This window comes from Pseudobacillus sp. 179-B 2D1 NHS (genome assembly GCF_045370945.1).
In the GTDB taxonomy this organism is placed as follows: domain Bacteria; phylum Bacillota; class Bacilli; order Bacillales; family Domibacillaceae; genus Pseudobacillus.
Genome location: NZ_JBIQDP010000010.1, coordinates 116,344 through 134,620, shown reverse-complemented (window position 1 = coordinate 134,620; position 18,277 = coordinate 116,344). Strand labels below are relative to the sequence as shown.

Annotated in this window: 18 protein-coding genes; 12 read left to right on the top strand and 6 right to left on the bottom strand. The window is 42.1% G+C overall.

What is annotated here, in order from left to right:
• Positions 1-119: 119 nt before the first annotated feature.
• Together ACH0BF_RS12165 and ACH0BF_RS12160 are read right to left on the bottom strand one after the other, a co-directional pair.
• Entirely contained in the window at positions 120-1,136 is a 1,017-nt protein-coding gene (locus ACH0BF_RS12165; protein WP_120034737.1) for a sensor histidine kinase, read from the bottom strand.
• Complete coding sequence (locus tag ACH0BF_RS12160) at positions 1,133-1,798, bottom strand: response regulator transcription factor (protein ID WP_340856332.1); 666 nt, start codon at positions 1,796-1,798, stop codon at positions 1,133-1,135. The genes ACH0BF_RS12165 and ACH0BF_RS12160 overlap by 4 nt, the downstream gene beginning before the upstream one ends.
• A 230-nt stretch (positions 1,799-2,028) precedes the next feature.
• Here ACH0BF_RS12160 and ACH0BF_RS12155 point away from each other — a divergent pair, with 230 nt between their 5' ends.
• From ACH0BF_RS12155 to ACH0BF_RS12140, 4 genes are all read left to right on the top strand, one after another.
• Positions 2,029-2,199, top strand: a complete 171-nt coding sequence (locus ACH0BF_RS12155) for a hypothetical protein (protein WP_182917022.1) — start codon at positions 2,029-2,031, stop codon at positions 2,197-2,199.
• Between the two features lie 398 nt (positions 2,200-2,597).
• Positions 2,598-3,941, top strand: coding sequence for a hemolysin family protein (locus ACH0BF_RS12150; protein WP_340852324.1), 1,344 nt, complete (start codon positions 2,598-2,600; stop codon positions 3,939-3,941).
• Between the two features lie 401 nt (positions 3,942-4,342).
• Complete coding sequence (gene nhaC, locus ACH0BF_RS12145; protein WP_340852325.1) at positions 4,343-5,779, top strand: Na+/H+ antiporter NhaC; 1,437 nt, start codon at positions 4,343-4,345, stop codon at positions 5,777-5,779.
• Between the two features lie 21 nt (positions 5,780-5,800).
• A complete protein-coding gene (locus ACH0BF_RS12140) occupies positions 5,801-6,958 on the top strand; it encodes a Glu/Leu/Phe/Val dehydrogenase dimerization domain-containing protein (protein WP_340852326.1) in 1,158 nt (385 codons plus the stop codon).
• A 145-nt stretch (positions 6,959-7,103) separates the two neighbouring features.
• On the opposite strand, the gene ACH0BF_RS12135 is transcribed toward ACH0BF_RS12140, so the two are convergent.
• From ACH0BF_RS12135 to ACH0BF_RS12120, 4 genes are all read right to left on the bottom strand, one after another.
• The gene (locus ACH0BF_RS12135; protein ID WP_406909420.1) at positions 7,104-8,360 is read right to left on the bottom strand and encodes a dihydrolipoamide acetyltransferase family protein; all 1,257 of its coding nucleotides are present in this window, start codon (positions 8,358-8,360) and stop codon (positions 7,104-7,106) included.
• Positions 8,361-8,371: 11 nt separating this feature from the next.
• Positions 8,372-9,367: an alpha-ketoacid dehydrogenase subunit beta gene (locus ACH0BF_RS12130; protein WP_120034731.1), complete on the bottom strand. Its 996-nt coding sequence runs from the start codon at positions 9,365-9,367 to the stop codon at positions 8,372-8,374.
• 1 nt (position 9,368) lies between these two features.
• Positions 9,369-10,412 (bottom strand): pyruvate dehydrogenase (acetyl-transferring) E1 component subunit alpha, encoded by a 1,044-nt coding sequence (pdhA, locus tag ACH0BF_RS12125; protein WP_340856333.1) that lies wholly within the window; start codon positions 10,410-10,412, stop codon positions 9,369-9,371.
• A gap of 302 nt (positions 10,413-10,714) precedes the next feature.
• Positions 10,715-11,545: an undecaprenyl-diphosphate phosphatase gene (locus ACH0BF_RS12120; protein WP_340852329.1), complete on the bottom strand. Its 831-nt coding sequence runs from the start codon at positions 11,543-11,545 to the stop codon at positions 10,715-10,717.
• A 136-nt stretch (positions 11,546-11,681) separates the two neighbouring features.
• Here ACH0BF_RS12120 and ACH0BF_RS12115 point away from each other — a divergent pair, with 136 nt between their 5' ends.
• The 8 genes from ACH0BF_RS12115 (at position 11,682) to uvrB (ending at position 18,276) form a co-directional block, all read left to right on the top strand.
• Positions 11,682-12,326, top strand: coding sequence for a YfbR-like 5'-deoxynucleotidase (locus ACH0BF_RS12115; protein WP_340852332.1), 645 nt, complete (start codon positions 11,682-11,684; stop codon positions 12,324-12,326).
• Positions 12,327-12,410: 84 nt separating this feature from the next.
• On the top strand, positions 12,411-12,644 hold the full coding sequence (locus tag ACH0BF_RS12110; protein ID WP_120034724.1) for a CsbA family protein: 234 nt from the start codon (positions 12,411-12,413) through the stop codon (positions 12,642-12,644).
• Between the two features lie 159 nt (positions 12,645-12,803).
• Entirely contained in the window at positions 12,804-14,216 is a 1,413-nt protein-coding gene (locus ACH0BF_RS12105) for a rhodanese-like domain-containing protein (RefSeq protein ID WP_340852335.1), read from the top strand.
• Between the two features lie 15 nt (positions 14,217-14,231).
• A complete protein-coding gene (locus tag ACH0BF_RS12100) occupies positions 14,232-14,462 on the top strand; it encodes a glutaredoxin family protein (protein ID WP_120034719.1) in 231 nt (76 codons plus the stop codon).
• Positions 14,463-14,617: 155 nt separating this feature from the next.
• On the top strand, positions 14,618-14,878 hold the full coding sequence (locus ACH0BF_RS12095) for a metal-sensitive transcriptional regulator (protein WP_406909419.1): 261 nt from the start codon (positions 14,618-14,620) through the stop codon (positions 14,876-14,878).
• A 45-nt stretch (positions 14,879-14,923) separates the two neighbouring features.
• The gene (locus ACH0BF_RS12090; protein ID WP_340852340.1) at positions 14,924-15,283 is read left to right on the top strand and encodes a rhodanese-like domain-containing protein; all 360 of its coding nucleotides are present in this window, start codon (positions 14,924-14,926) and stop codon (positions 15,281-15,283) included.
• A 26-nt stretch (positions 15,284-15,309) separates the two neighbouring features.
• Complete coding sequence (locus ACH0BF_RS12085) at positions 15,310-16,095, top strand: sulfite exporter TauE/SafE family protein (RefSeq protein ID WP_120034713.1); 786 nt, start codon at positions 15,310-15,312, stop codon at positions 16,093-16,095.
• 201 nt (positions 16,096-16,296) lie between these two features.
• A complete protein-coding gene (uvrB, locus tag ACH0BF_RS12080; protein ID WP_120034711.1) occupies positions 16,297-18,276 on the top strand; it encodes an excinuclease ABC subunit UvrB in 1,980 nt (659 codons plus the stop codon).
• The last annotated feature ends 1 nt before the right edge of the window (position 18,277 follow it).

Below are 18,277 nucleotides of genomic sequence, written 5' to 3'. Positions count from 1 at the left end.
TTAAAAGAAAACACATATTGCTTTTGTTTGCAGAAGACTTACATTTTTGTAAGATTAAAAAAGAGCCGTTGGTTACGGCTCTGAGGCTGCGGAGGAACGATCCCTTTCGCTGTTATTAGTTACTGCTCTAGCAGAGTCACTTTGCTTTTTGGAAAGATAATTCGTGCTTCTGTGCCGGCGTTTTTTTGTGATTGAATATCCAGTCCAAGATGGAGTTTATCAGCGAGTTTTTTACAAAGATACAATCCAATGCCTGTGGAGCTTCCAAAGGCCCGGCCATTTTCTCCGGTAAATCCTTTGTCGAAGACCCGCCGGATGTCTTTTTCACCAATGCCAACACCATTATCAACAATATGCAAGATAAGATTATGTTCATGCATGGTCGTAAAGATGCGAATCTTTTTCTCCTTTTTTTGGCTGTACTTAATGCTGTTGCTAATAAGCTGATTGATAATAAATTCGACCCATTTTTCATCAGAATAGACGACTTCATTAAAATCCGCTAAGTCCAATTGGATTTTATTATGGATAAATGCCTTCGCATTCTTTTTAAGCACATTGGTTACGCAGGGCTTCAAGCTGAATTCTTTCACGAGATAATCATTGCTTGTACTGCTGCTGCGCGCATAGTACAGCGCCTGCTCGACGAACCCTTCAACTTTTTCGAATTCTTCATAGACTCCTTTTACATCGGAGCTCTTATGATTATCAAGAATTAATTTGCCTGCAGCGATAGGGGTTTTAATTTCATGAACCCATGTTTCGATATATTCCCGATATTCTGTCTGCATCTGTTTGTACTTATTCACATGTTCATGCATCTGCTTGTTTGTTGACTGTAAGATATCATGAACAATCTTGCCTTCTAAGAAATCCGGTCTTTCTACCACTTCTGAAAGCAGGTATTGCTGATCCAGCAGCTGTGCATTCATAATCAGCGGCTCATAATAATTTTTTCGCTGCCAGAACTCAAGTAAATATGAAGTGAGGAGGGGAATGAACCAACAAATAAAAACGAGAATAATCAGCCAGCCTGGGACATGGACAAACCATAAAAAAAGCGCGATCGAAGCGAACAGAAGCACGTTAATAAATAAAAAAGCAGACCTTTCTTTTATATACGTGAGCATCCTCATGACAAGATATACCCAAGACCGCGTCGCGTTTCGATCGGATTTTTCATGCCCAGACTCTCAATTTTTCTACGTAAGCGGGTCATGTTGACAGATAGGGTATTGTCATCAACGAACAGATCGGAGGACCATAAATGCTCCATTAGTTCTTCTCTGGAAACGATGCTGCCTTTTTTCGTCATTAAGTAATGTAGAATTCTCAATTCGTTTTTTGTTAAATCCTGCTGCTCGCCCTTATAAGAGACCGTTCCATTAGATAAGTGGAGCTTCAATTCTTCAAATGTCAGCACGGACGTTTCTAATTGTTTATAGGTTCGTTTAAGCACGGCATCAATCCGTGCAAGCAAAATCTGTGTATTGTAAGGCTTCGTAATAAAATCATCAGCTCCAAGGTTCATGCTCATTAATTCGTCCATTTCATTATCTCTGCTTGTCACAATAATAATTGGCACTTGGGATGTTTTGCGAATCTCACGGCAAATGAAGTAACCGTCAAATACAGGTAAATTAATATCGAGCAATATTAAATGGATATCCTCCTTATTTACATAAGAAAGAATATGCTCAAAATCATCCGGTGCCTCAACTTCATATCCATAAGCGGTCAAAAAATGCTTGAGCTCATGGCGAACAGTTTCGGCATCTTCTATGATTAAAATGTTCATTTTTTGCAAAGCAATCACTCCTTTAAATGCTGCAATGGCCTCTAGAAAGCCTAAAATGAGGCTGCCTATATTTTACTTTTTCGGCCTCGAAAATGAAAGCAGTGGTTGGAAAAAATGAAAGTGTGTGGCAAAGATTTCTTTGTTAAAAACTACTTGAGTGTTTTAAGCACCAGTAACAAAAACTATATGTGCTTGAAAAAGCAATCTAACAGAGGGCAGGTGGAAGGACGATGAGAAATAACATTCAATTATTGCCTATCGTTGCTTCAATCGGCATTGGAGCAGTTGCTTACAGCATGATGACTGGCCGGAGCGGACAACTTCCCAATGTCATTCCCCAGCTGACGAATATGGGTGGACAGGGAATGAATACCCGATCAAGAAAGACACCTATACAGTAAAAGCAAAAGGGCGCCCGAACATTTAATTTGGGCGCCTTCTTTTTTGCTTAAATAAATATAATAAATATAAGCTCGTTTATCAAGGATTGGCAATTAACTATCTGGCATCATTGTCTGAAATTTGTTTTCTAAATATTGACTGAAAAAGACCGATGTCTTAAAGTAGAAGTATGTAAAAGTGAGGTGAGGATGTTGGGAAGGCAGTAGAAAGAAATGTAAACATGTTTGCAGGCAGTGTAGCTCGGTTTATGGACAGAAGCAACCAGACTGATTTTTGTGAGCAAACAGGCCGGATCAAGCCTCAGCGCGCGAAAAAAAGGACGGTTGAATAGAGATATTCATTTTAATTTAACGGAGGTGTAATTCCTTACGGCACAATGTAGCCGCAAGGATCTTATTTGGACATATTAAACTTAATCATGGTTGCCTTTTTGATTGCATTAACCGGTTTCTTTGTAGCGACCGAGTTTGCAATCGTAAAGGTAAGAAGCACAAGAATCGATCAGCTGGCAGCTGAAGGACGGGCGAATACGGAAGCTGCAAAGAAAGTGATCTCGAATCTTGATGAGTATTTATCCGCATGTCAGTTAGGAATTACGGTAACAGCTCTCGGACTCGGATGGCTCGGTGAACCAACTGTAGAACACTTGCTGCATCCGCTGTTCGTGCGCTTAGAATTAGCTGAGTCTGTTGTCAGTGTCTTATCATTCTTGATTGCTTTTTCCACGGTTACTTTTTTGCATGTCGTTGTGGGCGAATTAGCGCCAAAAACGATAGCGATTCAAAAGGCAGAACAAGTTACGTTGCTGGCTGCCAAACCAATGATTATTTTTTATCGTCTTATGTATCCATTTATTAAGATACTGAATGGATCATCTACGCTGTTAATCAAATTATTCGGCTTTAAGCCGGTTTCAGAGAGTGAAATGGCTCATACAGAAGAAGAATTGCGTATGATCTTATCAGAAAGCTTAAAGAGCGGAGAAATTAACCAGTCAGAATATAAATATGTAAACAATATTTTTGAGTTTGATGACCGTGTTGCTAAAGAAATTATGGTACCCCGTACGGAAGTGACGGCGTTTGATAAGTCGCACACCGTTGAACAGTGTATTGAAATAGCAATGGAAGAAAACTATACCCGATATCCGATCGCTGACGGCGATAAAGACCGGATTATCGGTATGGTGAACATGAAAGAAGTTCTGACAGATTACATCAAAGATGAAAAGAAGAAAAATGTAACAATTGATCATTATATTCGTCCTGTTATTCAAGTAATTGAATCGATTGCCATTCATGACTTGCTTGTAAAAATGCAAAAAGAACGCATTCAGATGGCCATCCTAATTGACGAATATGGCGGTACGGCTGGACTTGTTACAACAGAAGATATTCTTGAAGAAATCGTTGGCGAAATTCGTGATGAATTTGACCAAGATGAAACCCCAATGATTAAAAGAATTAATGATCAGCAGCTGATACTTGACGGTAAAGTATTGCTCACTGAAGTAAATGATTTGTTCGGTTTGGACATCGACGAAGAAGATGTTGATACGGTCGGCGGCTGGATTCTAACTGAGAAATTTGAAGTTCAGGAAGGCGATACAATCGAACGAGGAGGCTGCACGTTTAAGGTCATCGAATTGGATGGCTATCACATTAAGTTTGTCGAAGTAACGAAAGCAGCTCCTGCGCTTTCACCGGTGATTGGAGAAATAGAAGTGATAAAAGAAGCCTGATTCGCTTAATGCGAATCAGGTTTTTTTATGAACCTACCCGGGCGTTGTCTTTAAGGGAGTGAAGAGCAGCTATTTTATTCGTTTACATGCTTTAACGTATCAATACTTTAATGTTTTTTTACTTTAACGGATGTTTTTGCAAGATAGTATTTTTTGCTTTATAATGACACCGTTATCAGAAAGTTTTAAATAGTCTTAAGTGTGAAGGCAACTGAGATAACAAAGGAGGAAGAGGAGATAAAAGAATAATATATTGAGAATGAAGTTTTGTAGGATTCAGTCAATGGGTGTGTCAACAGATTAGGCTTTGCTAGGAAAATTCTAATTTCCTATTTTGCAAACGCTTTCTTTAAGGTAGAACTGTTATATGTTCTCTTATAAAAAAGTAAAGGAGACTATGCATGAAAAAACCCTCATTTTTAGCCTCGATGATCGTAGTATTGATCGTTATTGCCATACTTGGAATAAGTATTCTTCATTATGGTGTTGCACCTCAGATTCCAATTGTTATTTCAGCAATTTTTGTTGCCTGTTACGGCCTTGTATTAGGTGCTAAGTGGAAAGAACTCGAGAATGCTATGGCGAAAGGGATTTTTTATGGAATCCCCTCTATCCTCATTCTTTGTTTAATTGGGATACTGATAGGTGTATGGGTGCTGAACGGAACAGTCCCAACGATTACTTATTATGGCTTGCACATCTTGTCTCCCGACTTTTTCCTCATGTCAGCTGTACTGATTTGTGCAGTTGTCTCTGTTGTCTGTGGAAGTTCATGGAGTACGATGGGAACGATTGGCGTTTCCTTGATGGGGGTTGCCTACGCTTTAGACATTTCTCCGGCAATGACAGCCGGTGCCATTGTTTCCGGTGCTATTTTTGGTGACAAAATTTCTCCTCTTTCAGATACGACTAATCTTGCAGCTGCAACAGCAAAGGTGAATATTTATGAACACATCAAACATATGTTATGGACGACCATTCCAAGTCTTATTATTACACTAGCTATATTTACTGTGATTGGATTGCTTACGGATAGAGGGCCTGTAGACAGCGAACAGATCAGCACTATTGTTCGCGTGCTGGACCGTGAATTTATGATTACACCATTGACACTGCTCTCGCCTTTATTAATCATTTTTTTGGCTATAAAGCGGATGAGCCCTATTCCATCGCTGGTCATTGGCTTAGTAGCAGCAGTTTTAACTGCATTCTATACTGTTCCCAATGTATCGTTTGGGACGATCATGTCGACAGCTCACAATGGGTATGCTGCGGATACAGGAGTAGAGGCGATTGATAATCTGCTTTCAATTGGAGGGCTAAGCAGCATGTTATTTGGCGTTTCGTTGATCCTAATATCACTTGCTTTTGGAGGGGTCATTCAGCAGGTGGGGATTGCCCATTCCATTATTGAGGGGATTAAAAAAGTATTAAGAAGCAGGGGAAATGTCATTACCTCAACTGTTTTGTCATGTCTGGGAATTAACCTGACCGTTGGCGAACAATACTTATCTATCATTTTGCCTGGACAGCTGCTGGAATCAGCTTATGCAAAAGTGAAGCTTCATCCTAAAAACTTGTCGCGAACACTAGAGGACGCAGGAACCATTATCCATCCGATAGTCCCCTGGGGAGTAACTGGAGCCTTTATTATGTCCACTTTAAATATAGGAATGGAATATGCTCCCTACGTTTTTATTAGTATGATTACACCGATTATTGCCATTGTTTATGGTTACACGGGAATTGGGTTAGCACCTTTGCAGGAAGAAGAAAAAGAAACAGTAAAACCAGTTGAAAACAATAGTCAATCGATAAGAAAGATAATGGAAGGTTAATAAAGGTTAGGAGGAATAGAAATGAAGTCAACGATAACAGCAGAAAATATAAATAGTCAGTGTACAGGCTCATTTGATCTATTTGCAAAAATTCAAGGCCATGAACAGGTACTGTTTTGTAACGATCCAGCTACAGGGCTGAAAGCCATTATTGCGATTCATGATACGACACTCGGTCCAGCGCTGGGCGGCACAAGAATGAAGCCTTACCGTACATTTGAGGAGGCTCTGGAGGATGCCCTGCGGTTATCTCGGGGGATGACTTATAAAAATGCAGCGGCTGACAATGATTTTGGCGGGGGGAAAGGGGTAATTATTGGCGACCCGGCAAAGGATAAAACACCAGAACTGTTTCGTGCATATGGACAATTTATTGATTCCTTAAATGGCCGGTTTTATACAGGAACAGACATGGGAACCGTTCTGGATGATTTCGTTCATGCGTATAAGGAAACAAGCTGTATTGCTGGTTTGCCTGAAGAGTACGGCGGAGGAGGCGAGACATCCATTCCTACAGCTTTAGGAGTGTTGTATAGCATTCAGGCGGTTGCCAATACGCTATGGGGGAACGAAGATTTAGCAGGCAAAAAATTTGCTGTTCAAGGATTAGGGAAAGTCGGTTTTAAAGTAGCAGAACACTTGCTGGAGCAGGGGGCTGATTTATATGTGACAGATGTTTCGGAAGAAGCGGTGCAGGCCTTGCTGCAGAAAGCCAAGCAAAAGGGAGGAAAAGCAGCTGCTGTTAAGGGAGAGGATATTTATGGAGTGGAGGCTGATATGTTTGTTCCATGTGCGATCGGTGGCATCATTAATGATCGGACCATTGAGCAGTTGAAAGTGAAAGGAATTGCCGGTGCAGCGAATAACCAGCTTCTACATGAAGGGCATGCGAGGGTATTAAGGGATAAGGGCATTCTTTATGCCCCTGATTACATTGTCAACAGCGGCGGTGTGATCCAAGTAGCGGACGAGCTATATGGACCGAATAAAAAACGGGTATTAAGCAAAACAAAAAATATCTATTATTCTATTCTTGAAGTGCTCCAGCAAGCAGAAAATGAAAATGTGACAACAGTAGAAGCTGCTAACTTGATCTGCGAAAAAAGGTTGGAGGCAGGAAAGAATAGAGATCACTTTTTTTCACCGAATAAGCGTCCGAAATGGCAAATTCGCCGTTAAAAGAAATCCTCTTCCCTCCCAAGGGCTGTCCTGCTTTTAAATGGTCATTTGCTGGCAGGGCAACCGATCTTTGTATCGAGAGAGCAAAAGGTGATGAAAGATAAAGCCTCTTGGAAACAACTCCAAGAGGCTTTGCTGCTATTGTTTATACGAGTTCAAGCGTAAGCAATGGAGGATTTTCAATGAGGGCCTTAAAGCGGTTTGTAAAAGCGACAGCTGCTCCTCCATCAGCGACCCGATGATCGAAGGCCAGTGTGACATTCATCATCGATCGGATAACAATCTCATCCTGTTCATTGACAATCGGCATTTTCTTCGTTTTATGAAAAGCCATTAGTCCAGTTTCCGGAAAATTGATAATCGGTGTTGCTCCAATACTGCCCATCGGGCCAACATTACTAATAGTAAAAGTGCTTCCGGTCATTTCTTTTACAGTTAGCTTATTTTCCTGTGCCTTTTTCGTTAAGTCTTTCATCTCAGCATGAATCGCACGCAATGATTTTTTCTCAGCATTTCGTAAAACTGGAACGATTAATCCTTCTTCCGTGTTAGTCGCCAGTCCTATATGAACTTCTTTTTCAAGCTTAATTACTTCTTTCCCTTCATCTAACTTGGCGTTAAAAATAGGATACTCTTTTAATGAGATGGCTAGAGCCTTTATGAAAAAGGCCACAACAGATATATTTACATCCAGTGCTTTCAATTTTTTACGATAGTTCAGCAGAGCTGTCATATCGATTTCTTCAAAGTGAGATACATGCGGAATCGTATAAAGAGACTTTGTCATCTTCAGGGCAATCTGTTTCCGACGACCTGTAAATGGAATCGTTTCAGTCTGCTTTACTTCGCATCTTCCATCTGTTGATGAGGGAGTACTCACTTCTACATTGGATGCTAGGGAAGCATCAGGTTTCCTATTTTCAATAAAACGATAAACATCTTCCACTGTAATCCGTCCAGCTCGCCCTGTGCCTTGAACTAGCTTCAAATCTACTTGATGCTGTCTAGCAACTTTTCTAGTATAAGGAGCGGCTTTTACTCGATCGGCCAGCTTGTTTTTTGCAGGAAGGGCTCCCGATATTGCTCCGCCCTGTGGTGCTGACTTTTCGGCAGGGGACGGGAGCTCCTCCTTTATAGAGCTGCTATTTTTTGGGGCAGGTGGGTTTTCACTGGCTTCTACTGTCAAGACTGTAGTGCCGACAGCGATGGTGTTTCCCGTTTCAATAAGAATATCTTTCACAATGCCTGAAACAGGGGAAGTCAATTCTGCTACCATTTTTGCTGTTTGAACTTCCACCAATGGCTGATCAGCACGGACGCGGTCGCCTTTTTTTACAAGGTAGGTAAGAATATCCCCTTCGGCCAGTCCCTCGCCAATATCGTGTAATTTTACTTCAATCATTTCTTAACCTCCTAAAAATGAACGACCGTATGAATGGCTTCTTTCACGCGAGCAGGGGTCGGCAGATAGTGTTTTTCCAATGCCCAAAATGGGACGTGGACGTCAGCTCCCGTAACACGTTCAATCGGAGCTTTCATATATAAAAAGGATGTATCATTAATAATGGAAATAATATCGTTGCCGACACCACCTGTTGCATGGGCTTCATGTACAATCACACAGCGGCCTGTTTTTTGTACAGATTCCGCAATGATGTCTTTATCAATAGGATAAAGGGTTCGCAAGTCAATAACGTCGCAGGTTATGCCGTCTTTCTCTGCTTCTTCTGCGGCTTTTATCGCCACTGGCATCATCGCTCCCCAAGCAATGATGGTTACGTCTTCTCCTTCATGCACTTTTCGCCCTTTTCCGATTTCAATGCTATATTTCTCTTCAGGAACTTCTTCGCGGACGGAACGGTATAAATGCAACGGCTCTAAAAATAGAACGGGATCGGGGTCTTCAACTGCTGAAATAAGCAAACCCTTTGCGTCACACGGGGTGGAAGGACAGACTACTTTGATCCCAGGCATATGGGTAAATAATGCTTCCACGCTGTCTGAATGGATCTCCGGTGCGCGTACACCTGCTCCATATGGGGCCCGAATGACTAATGGCACTGTAAAGGCTCCTTTTGAACGGTAGCGCATGCGTGTCGCATGTGTCATGATTTGTTCGTAAGCAGGATAAACAAAGCCTAAAAACTGAATTTCAGCAATGGGCAGCAGTCCGTTTAGTGCCATCCCAATAGAAGCGCCCATCAGACCCGATTCACTCAGTGGAGTGTCAAAAACACGCTTTTCACCAAATTCTTCCTGAAGCCCGTCAGTCGCACGGAACACTCCACCATTTTTTCCCACGTCTTCTCCGAGTATCACCACTTGATCCTTTTCTTTGAGAACAGTACGTAGTCCATCGGTAATGGCCTGAATAAATGTCAGTTCTTTCGTTTTCGCTGCCGTTAACATTTTACGATTCCCCCCGCAAGTGTTTCAGATATTGTTTCTTTTGCTCTTCAATCGTCCATGTAGGTGTTTCGAATATATAATCATAAATATCGTTTACATCTGGAGGAGGCATGGACTCCATTTCTTTCACTGCTTCTTCGATTTCTTCTGCAGCTTCGTCATGCACACGTTGAACCCATTCATCGTCCCAATAGCTGTTATTTTTCATAAACCGTTCAAGACGGATCACAGGATCGTATTCACGCCGTTCTTCACTTTCTTTCTGATCGCGATATTTGCTTGGGTCATCAGCTGTTGTATGAGCGCCATATCGCCACGTAACAGCTTCAATTAGCGTCGGCCCTCCGCCACTGCGAGCACGTTCAAGTGCGGTCGCCGTCTCAAAGTAAACGGCGAAGATGTCATTTCCATCTAAGCGGACACCGGGTATATCATAAGCGATCGCTTTTTGAGCAATCGTCTTCGAATTCATTTGTTTTGAAATAGGAAGTGAAATAGCATAGCCATTGTTTTGATTAAAGAAAACGACCGGCGCCTGATAAACGCTAGCGAAATTCAAGCCTTCATGAAAATCCCCTTCAGACGTAGCACCGTCACCAAAATAAGCGATTACTGCTTCCGACGTGCCTTTAAATTTGGCCGCCATTGCGGCTCCAGCAGCAAGAGGAAGCTGAGTGGCAATAGGTACAGATGGCGGCAATATTTTTTTCCCTTCTGGAGGAAGGTTGCCTTCTACTCTTCCATTCCACGAGGATAAAATGGCATAGGACTTTCCAAACGTAATGCTAGCCGCATGGTCACGGTAGGTTGGAAACATCCAGTCATCTTCAGCAAGGGCAAATGCACTGCCAACCTGTGCGGCTTCCTGGCCTTCAAATGGTGGATATGTACCTAGCCGGCCCTGGCGTTGCAGGCTCTTAGCTTTGCGGTCCAATGTTCTCATACAGATTAGCTGTCGATAAAACTTCTTTACTAATCCTTCATTGATAACGCTTTCATAGGAGGGGTCTGTTATCTCTCCTTTATGGTTGAGGATTTGCCGCATAGGAAAATGAGTATTGACTTCTTTTTCATACAAGTTGGGAGGAAGTATTGTTTTCTCAGCCACTCTCTACACTCCTTTTTAATTTCTTAATAAAATGAATTTTATAAATTATCTGTGATGATGTTCTACATCTTAATACATAAAAAAATATCGCGCAAATACCTACTTTAACGCGTTTTTTCTTTATGGTATCAGCCTTTTACTCTATTAAAGGACGAATATAAGAAACGGAGAGAGTGTGTTTAATAAAGAAAAAAGCCGGCAACTCCTATAGTAGGAAACTGTCGGCTTTACTTATTTTTTTACAAGAATACAAAATAAATAACAGCTGCAATAACAATCCGGTAGATGGCGAACGGCGTCAATTTGATTTTATTAATAAGTGCCAGGAAGAAGCGGATGGATAGCAGGGCAAAGATAAAGGCACTGATAAAACCGACGATAAAAAACGGAAGAACATCGATCGTAAAGTATTCCCAATTTTTAATGAGAGACACAGCGCTCGCTCCTGCCATGATCGGCATGGCCATAATAAATGTAAAGTCCGCCGCTGCTCGGTAGCTCATGCCAAGCAAGACGCCCCCGGAAATAGTAGAACCAGAGCGGGAGAAGCCGGGCCATAAGGCTATACATTGGAATAAGCCCATGAGAAAAGCCTGCTTGTACGTAATATCGTCCACCGTTTCTGCTTTCACCCGTCCCGGCGCAAGCCAGTCCGCTGCAAGCATGAGCAGGGCACCGGCAACGAGCCCGATTAATACGGTGTTTATGCTAAACAGATGTTCATCGATATAATCTTCAAATGCTAGTCCGAGTACCATTGCAGGGATTAGTCCGATAAAAATGTGCACCAATGTCAGCCTTGAGCCGGTTCGGTTAGCTGTCCCGCTGCTTTTTTGTAATCCAAGCAGATTAAGGATGCGGTCTTTAAAGACAAAGACAACAGCTAAGATGGAGCCAAGCTGGATGACTACTTTAAATGTATTAGCCACCGGCTCTGAAAACAAGTCCTTCGATTTCAGCAAAATATCATCTACAATAATCATATGCCCTGTAGAAGACACAGGAGCAAATTCGGTTGCCCCCTCCACAAGTCCGAGGATTAGAGCAACAAATAGTTCCCACAAATTCATTTTTTCACCTCAAAGAGTAAAATAAATAGCCACTTAACGATTGTAGGGCTACAATGAAAATATGTCTAGGAATTCGAATAAATGTCCTTATTTTTTTCTAATGCTTATCACAGTTATGGAAAGGAAGGATCAGTTTATGGGGATACATAATTATTTTAAGAGTTTGTCGGACCTGGAGCAGCTGTTTAGGCTGCCGGGAAAGTTTAAATATCAATCGCATAACGTAGCAGCACATTCATTTAAGGTAACAAAGATTGCTCAGTTTTTAGCAACGATTGAAGAATTAGAGGGAATGGAGGTAAATTGGCGGGCCCTGTACGAGAAAGCTTTGAACCATGACTATGCAGAGTTGTTCACAGGAGATATTAAAACGCCTGTGAAATATGCTACCAAGGAATTAAAGGATTTGTTTTCACAAGTAGAAGAGCAAATGGCAAAAAAGTTTGTTGAGCAGGAGTTTCCAGAAGAATTGCAAGGCATTTATCTAGAACGATTTAAAGAAGGAAAAGACGATACACTGGAAGGGCGAATTTTGTCAGTAGCAGATAAAATTGATCTGCTGTATGAATCTTTTGGGGAAATTTTAAAGCGCAATCCGGAACCGCTTTTTTTGGAGATTTACAAAGAAGCCCTATCCACGATTATGGAATTTTCCGATTTGAATTGTGTAAAGTATTTTATCAAGCATATCTTACCAGATATGCTTTCTGAAGAATTTATTCCGTACAATGAATTGAATTACATGACAGAAATGATTGTTAAAAAATATGAAAAAAAGTAACTTGTTTTTCGGAAAAGGGCTTTCTAAACCGATCGTATTTCAGTATGATGTAGGGAGTAAAAGCTGCTTGCTGGGAGTGAAAACATGGTAGGTAAAATGATAATGGCAATGTTTTTGCCCGGCTTTCTCGTTGTTTTTTTTACGAGAGTAACATTTAACCATTTTTTAGGCCTGGGCTTAACTGTTGCTTTAATTGCAGCCTCTGCTTATAAAGGATACACACACACATGGCCACTCATTATTATTGATGCTGCTTCATTGACGATAGGTTTTTGGCTGTCCAATCTGATGATGAAAAAAAGAAAACAACCTAAATAACAGATTCCGGTACCATCAATGGTAGCCGGAATTTTTTATGGAGAAAAATAGAATATTGAACGTGTGACTTGTTTTAAAATTCATGCTTGCTTTTTTATACCCCATAGGGTAATATGAAATTACAATAACATACCCAGTAGGGTAAAGGAGGGTCAAGTAATGTTTTTTCGCTCTTATTTTGATGAAAAATTAGCTCAATATTCTTATATGGTCGCTTGCCAGAAAACAGGAGAAGCCATCGTGATTGACCCAGCGCGTGATATTACGCCTTACGTAGAAACAGCAAAAAAAGAGGGCTTCCGGTTAACAGCAGCAACTGAAACGCATATCCATGCTGACTTTGTTTCCGGAGCGCGCCAGCTGGCAAATGATTATGGTGTGACATTATATCTATCAGATGAAGGGGATGAAAATTGGAAATACCAGTACACTGATCACCTTTCTGCTAAGCTTGTAAAAGATGGCGATGTTTTCATGATTGGAAACGTGGAATTTAAAGTAATGCATACTCCTGGACATACGCCAGAAAGTATTTCTTTTATTTTGACAGACAGAGGCGGCGGTTCAGCTGAGCCAATGGGTATTTTCACAGGAGATTTTGTCTTTGTTGGTGATGTTGGCCGTCCGGACTTATTGGAAAAAGCAGCTGGAGTAAAAGGAACAGCTCATTCCGGAGCCGCACAAATGTATGAATCCATTCAAAAGTTTAAGCAGCTGCCGGATTATTTAGTTGTCTGGCCGGGGCATGGTGCCGGAAGTGCCTGCGGCAAATCGCTTGGTGCAGTTCCGCTCTCAACGGTTGGCTATGAAAAGGCGAACAACTGGGCCTTGCAGGAAATGGATAAAGAACAATTTCAAAAAGAACTGCTGAAAGATCAGCCAGAGCCTCCAAAGTATTTTGCGGTCATGAAAAAAGTTAATAAAGTCGGCCCTGCTGTGCTAACGAATGAAACAATTCCGTATGTAGAAAGCTACGAAAGCTTGGAGCAATATTTAAGTCAGGAAGATATCATTGTCATTGACACCAGACTCGGCAATGAGTTTGCTCAAGGACACATTGAAGGTACGATCAACTTGCCGTATACAAAAATCTTCACAAACTGGGCCGGCTGGATTCTTGACTATGATAAAAAGCTTGTCGTCATTGCAGCAAGAGAACAAACAACTGAAATTCAGCATTCTCTTGAGTCCATTGGGCTTGATAAAATTGTGGCATTTGCCAGCCCAAGAACAGTAAGTGAAGCACCTGATCTCGAAAAGTATATAAACATTGATGTTGACCAGTTAAAAGCTCAATATGAAAAGGATGATGTCTACGTAGTGGATATTCGTCAACAGGGAGAATGGGAAGCCGGACATATTCCAACCGCCCATCATTATATGCTTGGCTATTTGGAAGAGGAGGCAGCCAACCTGCCGAAAGATAAGAAGATTATTGTTCATTGCCAATCCGGGGCCCGTTCTGCAATCGGCACAAGCTTGCTCCAGGCAAAGGGATTTAAAAACGTCGAAAACATGGCAAGCGGTTTTGCCGGCTGGAAAAAAGAAAACGGCCCGATTGTACAACTATAACGAGGAGGAGTTTAAATGAACAAAGTAACCGTCTATTCAACAAATACTTGTCCATATTGCACGATGATGAAAAACTTTCTAAAGGAACAAGGTATCCCGTTTACTGAGGTGAATGTTCAGCAAGATCGGCAAGCTGCACAGAGACTTGTAGAAACGACAGGACAAATGGGAGTACCACAGACAGAAATAAACGGTCAGTGGATTCTTGGTTATGATCCAGATGCCGTGATGGAGCTGCTTAAATAATTGATTTAATCTGGGTGTCCAACAAGTATTGATATGCGGACACCCTCTGCTTTTTTAAGAACGGCCCAGAAATGTGCTGTTTCACGGAGATAATAGGAAGATACACTGCGTATTTTGATAAAATCTATTGTTATAATGTGTGGAGGTGATTCTCTGTGGAGTACGGCAAAGACTTGAAAAACCGATTGAAACGCATTGAAGGACAAGTGCGCGGGGTCATGGGCATGATGGAAGAGGGAGTAGACTGTACAGCCGTTGTTACGCAGCTAAGCGCAATAGAGAGTGCAATCAGCCGTGCAATGGGCCTCATTGTCAGCCGGAATTTAGAGCAGTGCGTACGTGCGAATATCGAGCAGGGAGAACCGACAGATTCTCTTGTAAAAGAGGCAGTTAGCCTGCTTGTAAAGAGCCGTTAATTTTTTGATTGAAAAAATACCCCCATATGTAAAGGGAGAGCGAAGATGACGCTTATTTTTTATCTTATATTAGCTATCTTTATTTTTATAGCCATTAAAAATATGATGCCGGCTGCAGGAGTGCGCAATGCCGCTGCTGACGAGTTAAAGAAGGAGATAAGAAAGAAAGATAAACAATGGATTGATGTCCGGACACCTGGAGAATTTAAAGCCAGTCATATCAAAGGCTTTAAAAACCTTCCGCTGCAGCAGCTATCTGCGCGCATAAAAGAACTAGACCCTGAAAGAGAAGTTGTTGTTATGTGCCAAAGCGGTATGCGCAGTCGGAAGGCAGCCCGCCTACTAAAGAAAAAAGGATTTAAGAAGATTACGAACATAGCAGGTGGTATTACCACGTGGAAATAGAGGGACAGGAAAGGGGAGACAAATGAATGGATTGGTCATTCGGATGGCTGGCAGCTCTTTTTTTTATTGGCTTTATTGGTTCTTTCCTGTCAGGGATGGTTGGAATTGGCGGCGCTATAATTAAATATCCAATGCTTTTATACCTCCCGCCCATGCTTGGCTTTGGCGCTTTCACTGCTCATGAAGTGGCGGGTATCAGTGCAGTGGAAGTGCTTTTCGCTTCGCTGACCGGTGTGTGGGCCTATCGGAAAAGCGATTATTTAAACAAAAAATTAATTATGTATATGGGGATTGCCGTGCTCGCCGGAAGTTTTGTCGGAGGATTTGGTTCGGAACATCTGGCGGAATCGACGGTCAACGTTATATATGGCTTACTGGCAGCCCTTGCTGCAATCATGATGTTTATTCCGCGGAAAAATGTGGATAATCGGTCGATGGAGGAAGTAGAGTTTAATAAATGGCTTGCTTCTTTCTCTGCTCTTATCATAGGGATCGGTGCCGGGATTGTCGGAGCGGCCGGCTCCTTTTTACTTGTGCCGATCATGCTCGTAGTTTTAAAAATCCCGACAAGAATGACGATTGCCAGCTCACTCGCAATCACATTTATTTCGTCGATTGGTTCGGCGGGTGGGAAGCTGATGACCGGACAAGTGATGTTTGTCCCGGCGCTTGTGATGATTGTTGCTAGCGTGATCGCCTCGCCGCTCGGCGCCAAAGCGGGACAAAAAATGAATATCAAAGTGTTGCAGTGGCTGCTGGCAATCTTAATAGCAGCTACGGCTATTAAAATATGGATGGATATCTTAATGTAAAAAAGCCTCTCTGCTTAAAGGAGAGGCTTTTTTTACGATGGAAAAATACAGGAACATACGTACGCTTATTAATAGCCATTCAGGTTTTATTTATGCTAAAATGGGGATTATGATTACTAACCTTAGAAAATTGCACAGACTTTAAGAGGATGTTTTAGATAAAAGAATCAATATATTTACCAGAAGTCAGGGGGTTGAAAGGTGAAAAACCAATTTGAAATTGTGTCTAAATACAGTCCGCAAGGGGACCAGCCAGGAGCTATCGCCGAGCTTGTTTCAGGGATAAAAGAAGGAAAAAAACATCAAACGCTGCTTGGAGCGACAGGAACCGGGAAAACTTTTACGATCTCTAATGTAATCAAAGAAGTAAATAAGCCGACACTTGTCATTGCCCACAATAAAACACTTGCCGGCCAGTTGTATAGTGAATTCAAGGAATTTTTTCCGAATAATGCTGTTGAATATTTTGTCAGCTACTATGATTATTACCAGCCGGAAGCCTATGTTCCGCAGACGGATACGTTTATTGAAAAGGATGCGAGCATCAATGACGAGATTGATAAGCTTCGCCACTCAGCAACTTCGTCATTATTTGAACGGAATGATGTCATCATCATTGCCAGTGTATCATGCATTTACGGTTTGGGTTCTCCAGAAGAGTATCGGGATCTTGTCATTTCGTTGCGTAATGGAATGGAGATTGAACGCAATCAGCTGCTGCGCAAGCTCGTTGATGTGCAGTATGAACGGAATGACATTGATTTCAAGCGCGGAACATTCCGCGTTCGCGGAGATGTTGTGGAAATTTTTCCTGCCTCCCGAGATGAGCATTGTATCCGCGTGGAATTTTTTGGAGATGAAATTGACCGAATTCGTGAAGTGGATGCATTGACAGGAGAAATCATGGGTGACCGTGAACATGTAGCCATTTTTCCGGCGTCTCACTTCGTTACGCGGGAAGAAAAAATGAAAATAGCGATTGGCAATATCGAAAAAGAGTTGGAAGAGCAACTCGCTATTTTGCGTTCAGAAAATAAATTGCTTGAAGCACAGCGGCTTGAGCAGCGCACACGCTATGATTTGGAAATGATGCGCGAGATGGGTTTTTGCTCGGGGATTGAGAATTATTCCCGCCACTTAACTTTGCGGCCCCCTGGTTCTACGCCTTATACGCTTCTTGATTACTTTCCAGATGACTTTTTAATTGTTGTCGATGAGTCGCACGTTACTCTTCCGCAAATCCGCGGTATGTTCAATGGTGACCAGGCGCGTAAGCAGGTGCTTGTCGATCACGGTTTTCGTCTGCCATCCGCCAAAGACAACCGTCCGTTAAAATTTGAAGAGTTTGAGGATCATGTAAATCAAATCGTCTATGTATCAGCAACGCCAGGACCTTACGAGATCGAACACACGCCGCATATGACAGAACAAATTATCCGCCCGACCGGCCTGCTTGATCCGACAGTGGATGTCCGCCCGATTGAAGGACAGATCGATGATTTATTGAATGAAATTAACGAACGAACTGCTCGGAACGAGCGGGTGCTTGTGACTACATTGACGAAGAAAATGTCCGAGGATTTAACAGATTATTTAAAGGAGATTGGTATAAAAGTTCAATACTTGCATTCGGAAATTAAGACGCTTGAACGGATAGAGATCATTCGTGATCTCCGACTTGGCAAATTTGATGTGCTTGTTGGCATTAACTTGCTGAGAGAGGGACTGGATATTCCTGAAGTATCACTTGTAGCTATATTGGATGCTGATAAAGAAGGTTTCCTTCGCTCTGAGCGTTCACTTATCCAGACGATGGGTCGGGCAGCTCGCAATGCTGGCGGGCACGTCATTATGTACGCAGATAAAGTAACGGACTCGATGGCTAAAGCCATAGAAGAAACAAAACGGCGCCGGGAGATTCAGCAAACATATAACGAAGAGCATGGCATTACACCGCAGACCATTCAAAAAGATATTCGTGATGTTATTCGGGCCACCCACGCTGCTGAAGAAGTGGAGAGCTATGAAACAGCAGCTTCTAAGAAAAAACTTACACCTCAAGAGAGAAATCGCCTAATTGCCAACATGGAAAGCGAGATGAAAGCAGCAGCCAAAGCGCTTGATTTCGAATTGGCTGCCCAGCTGCGCGACGCATTGCTAGAGTTGAAATCGGAAGGATGAC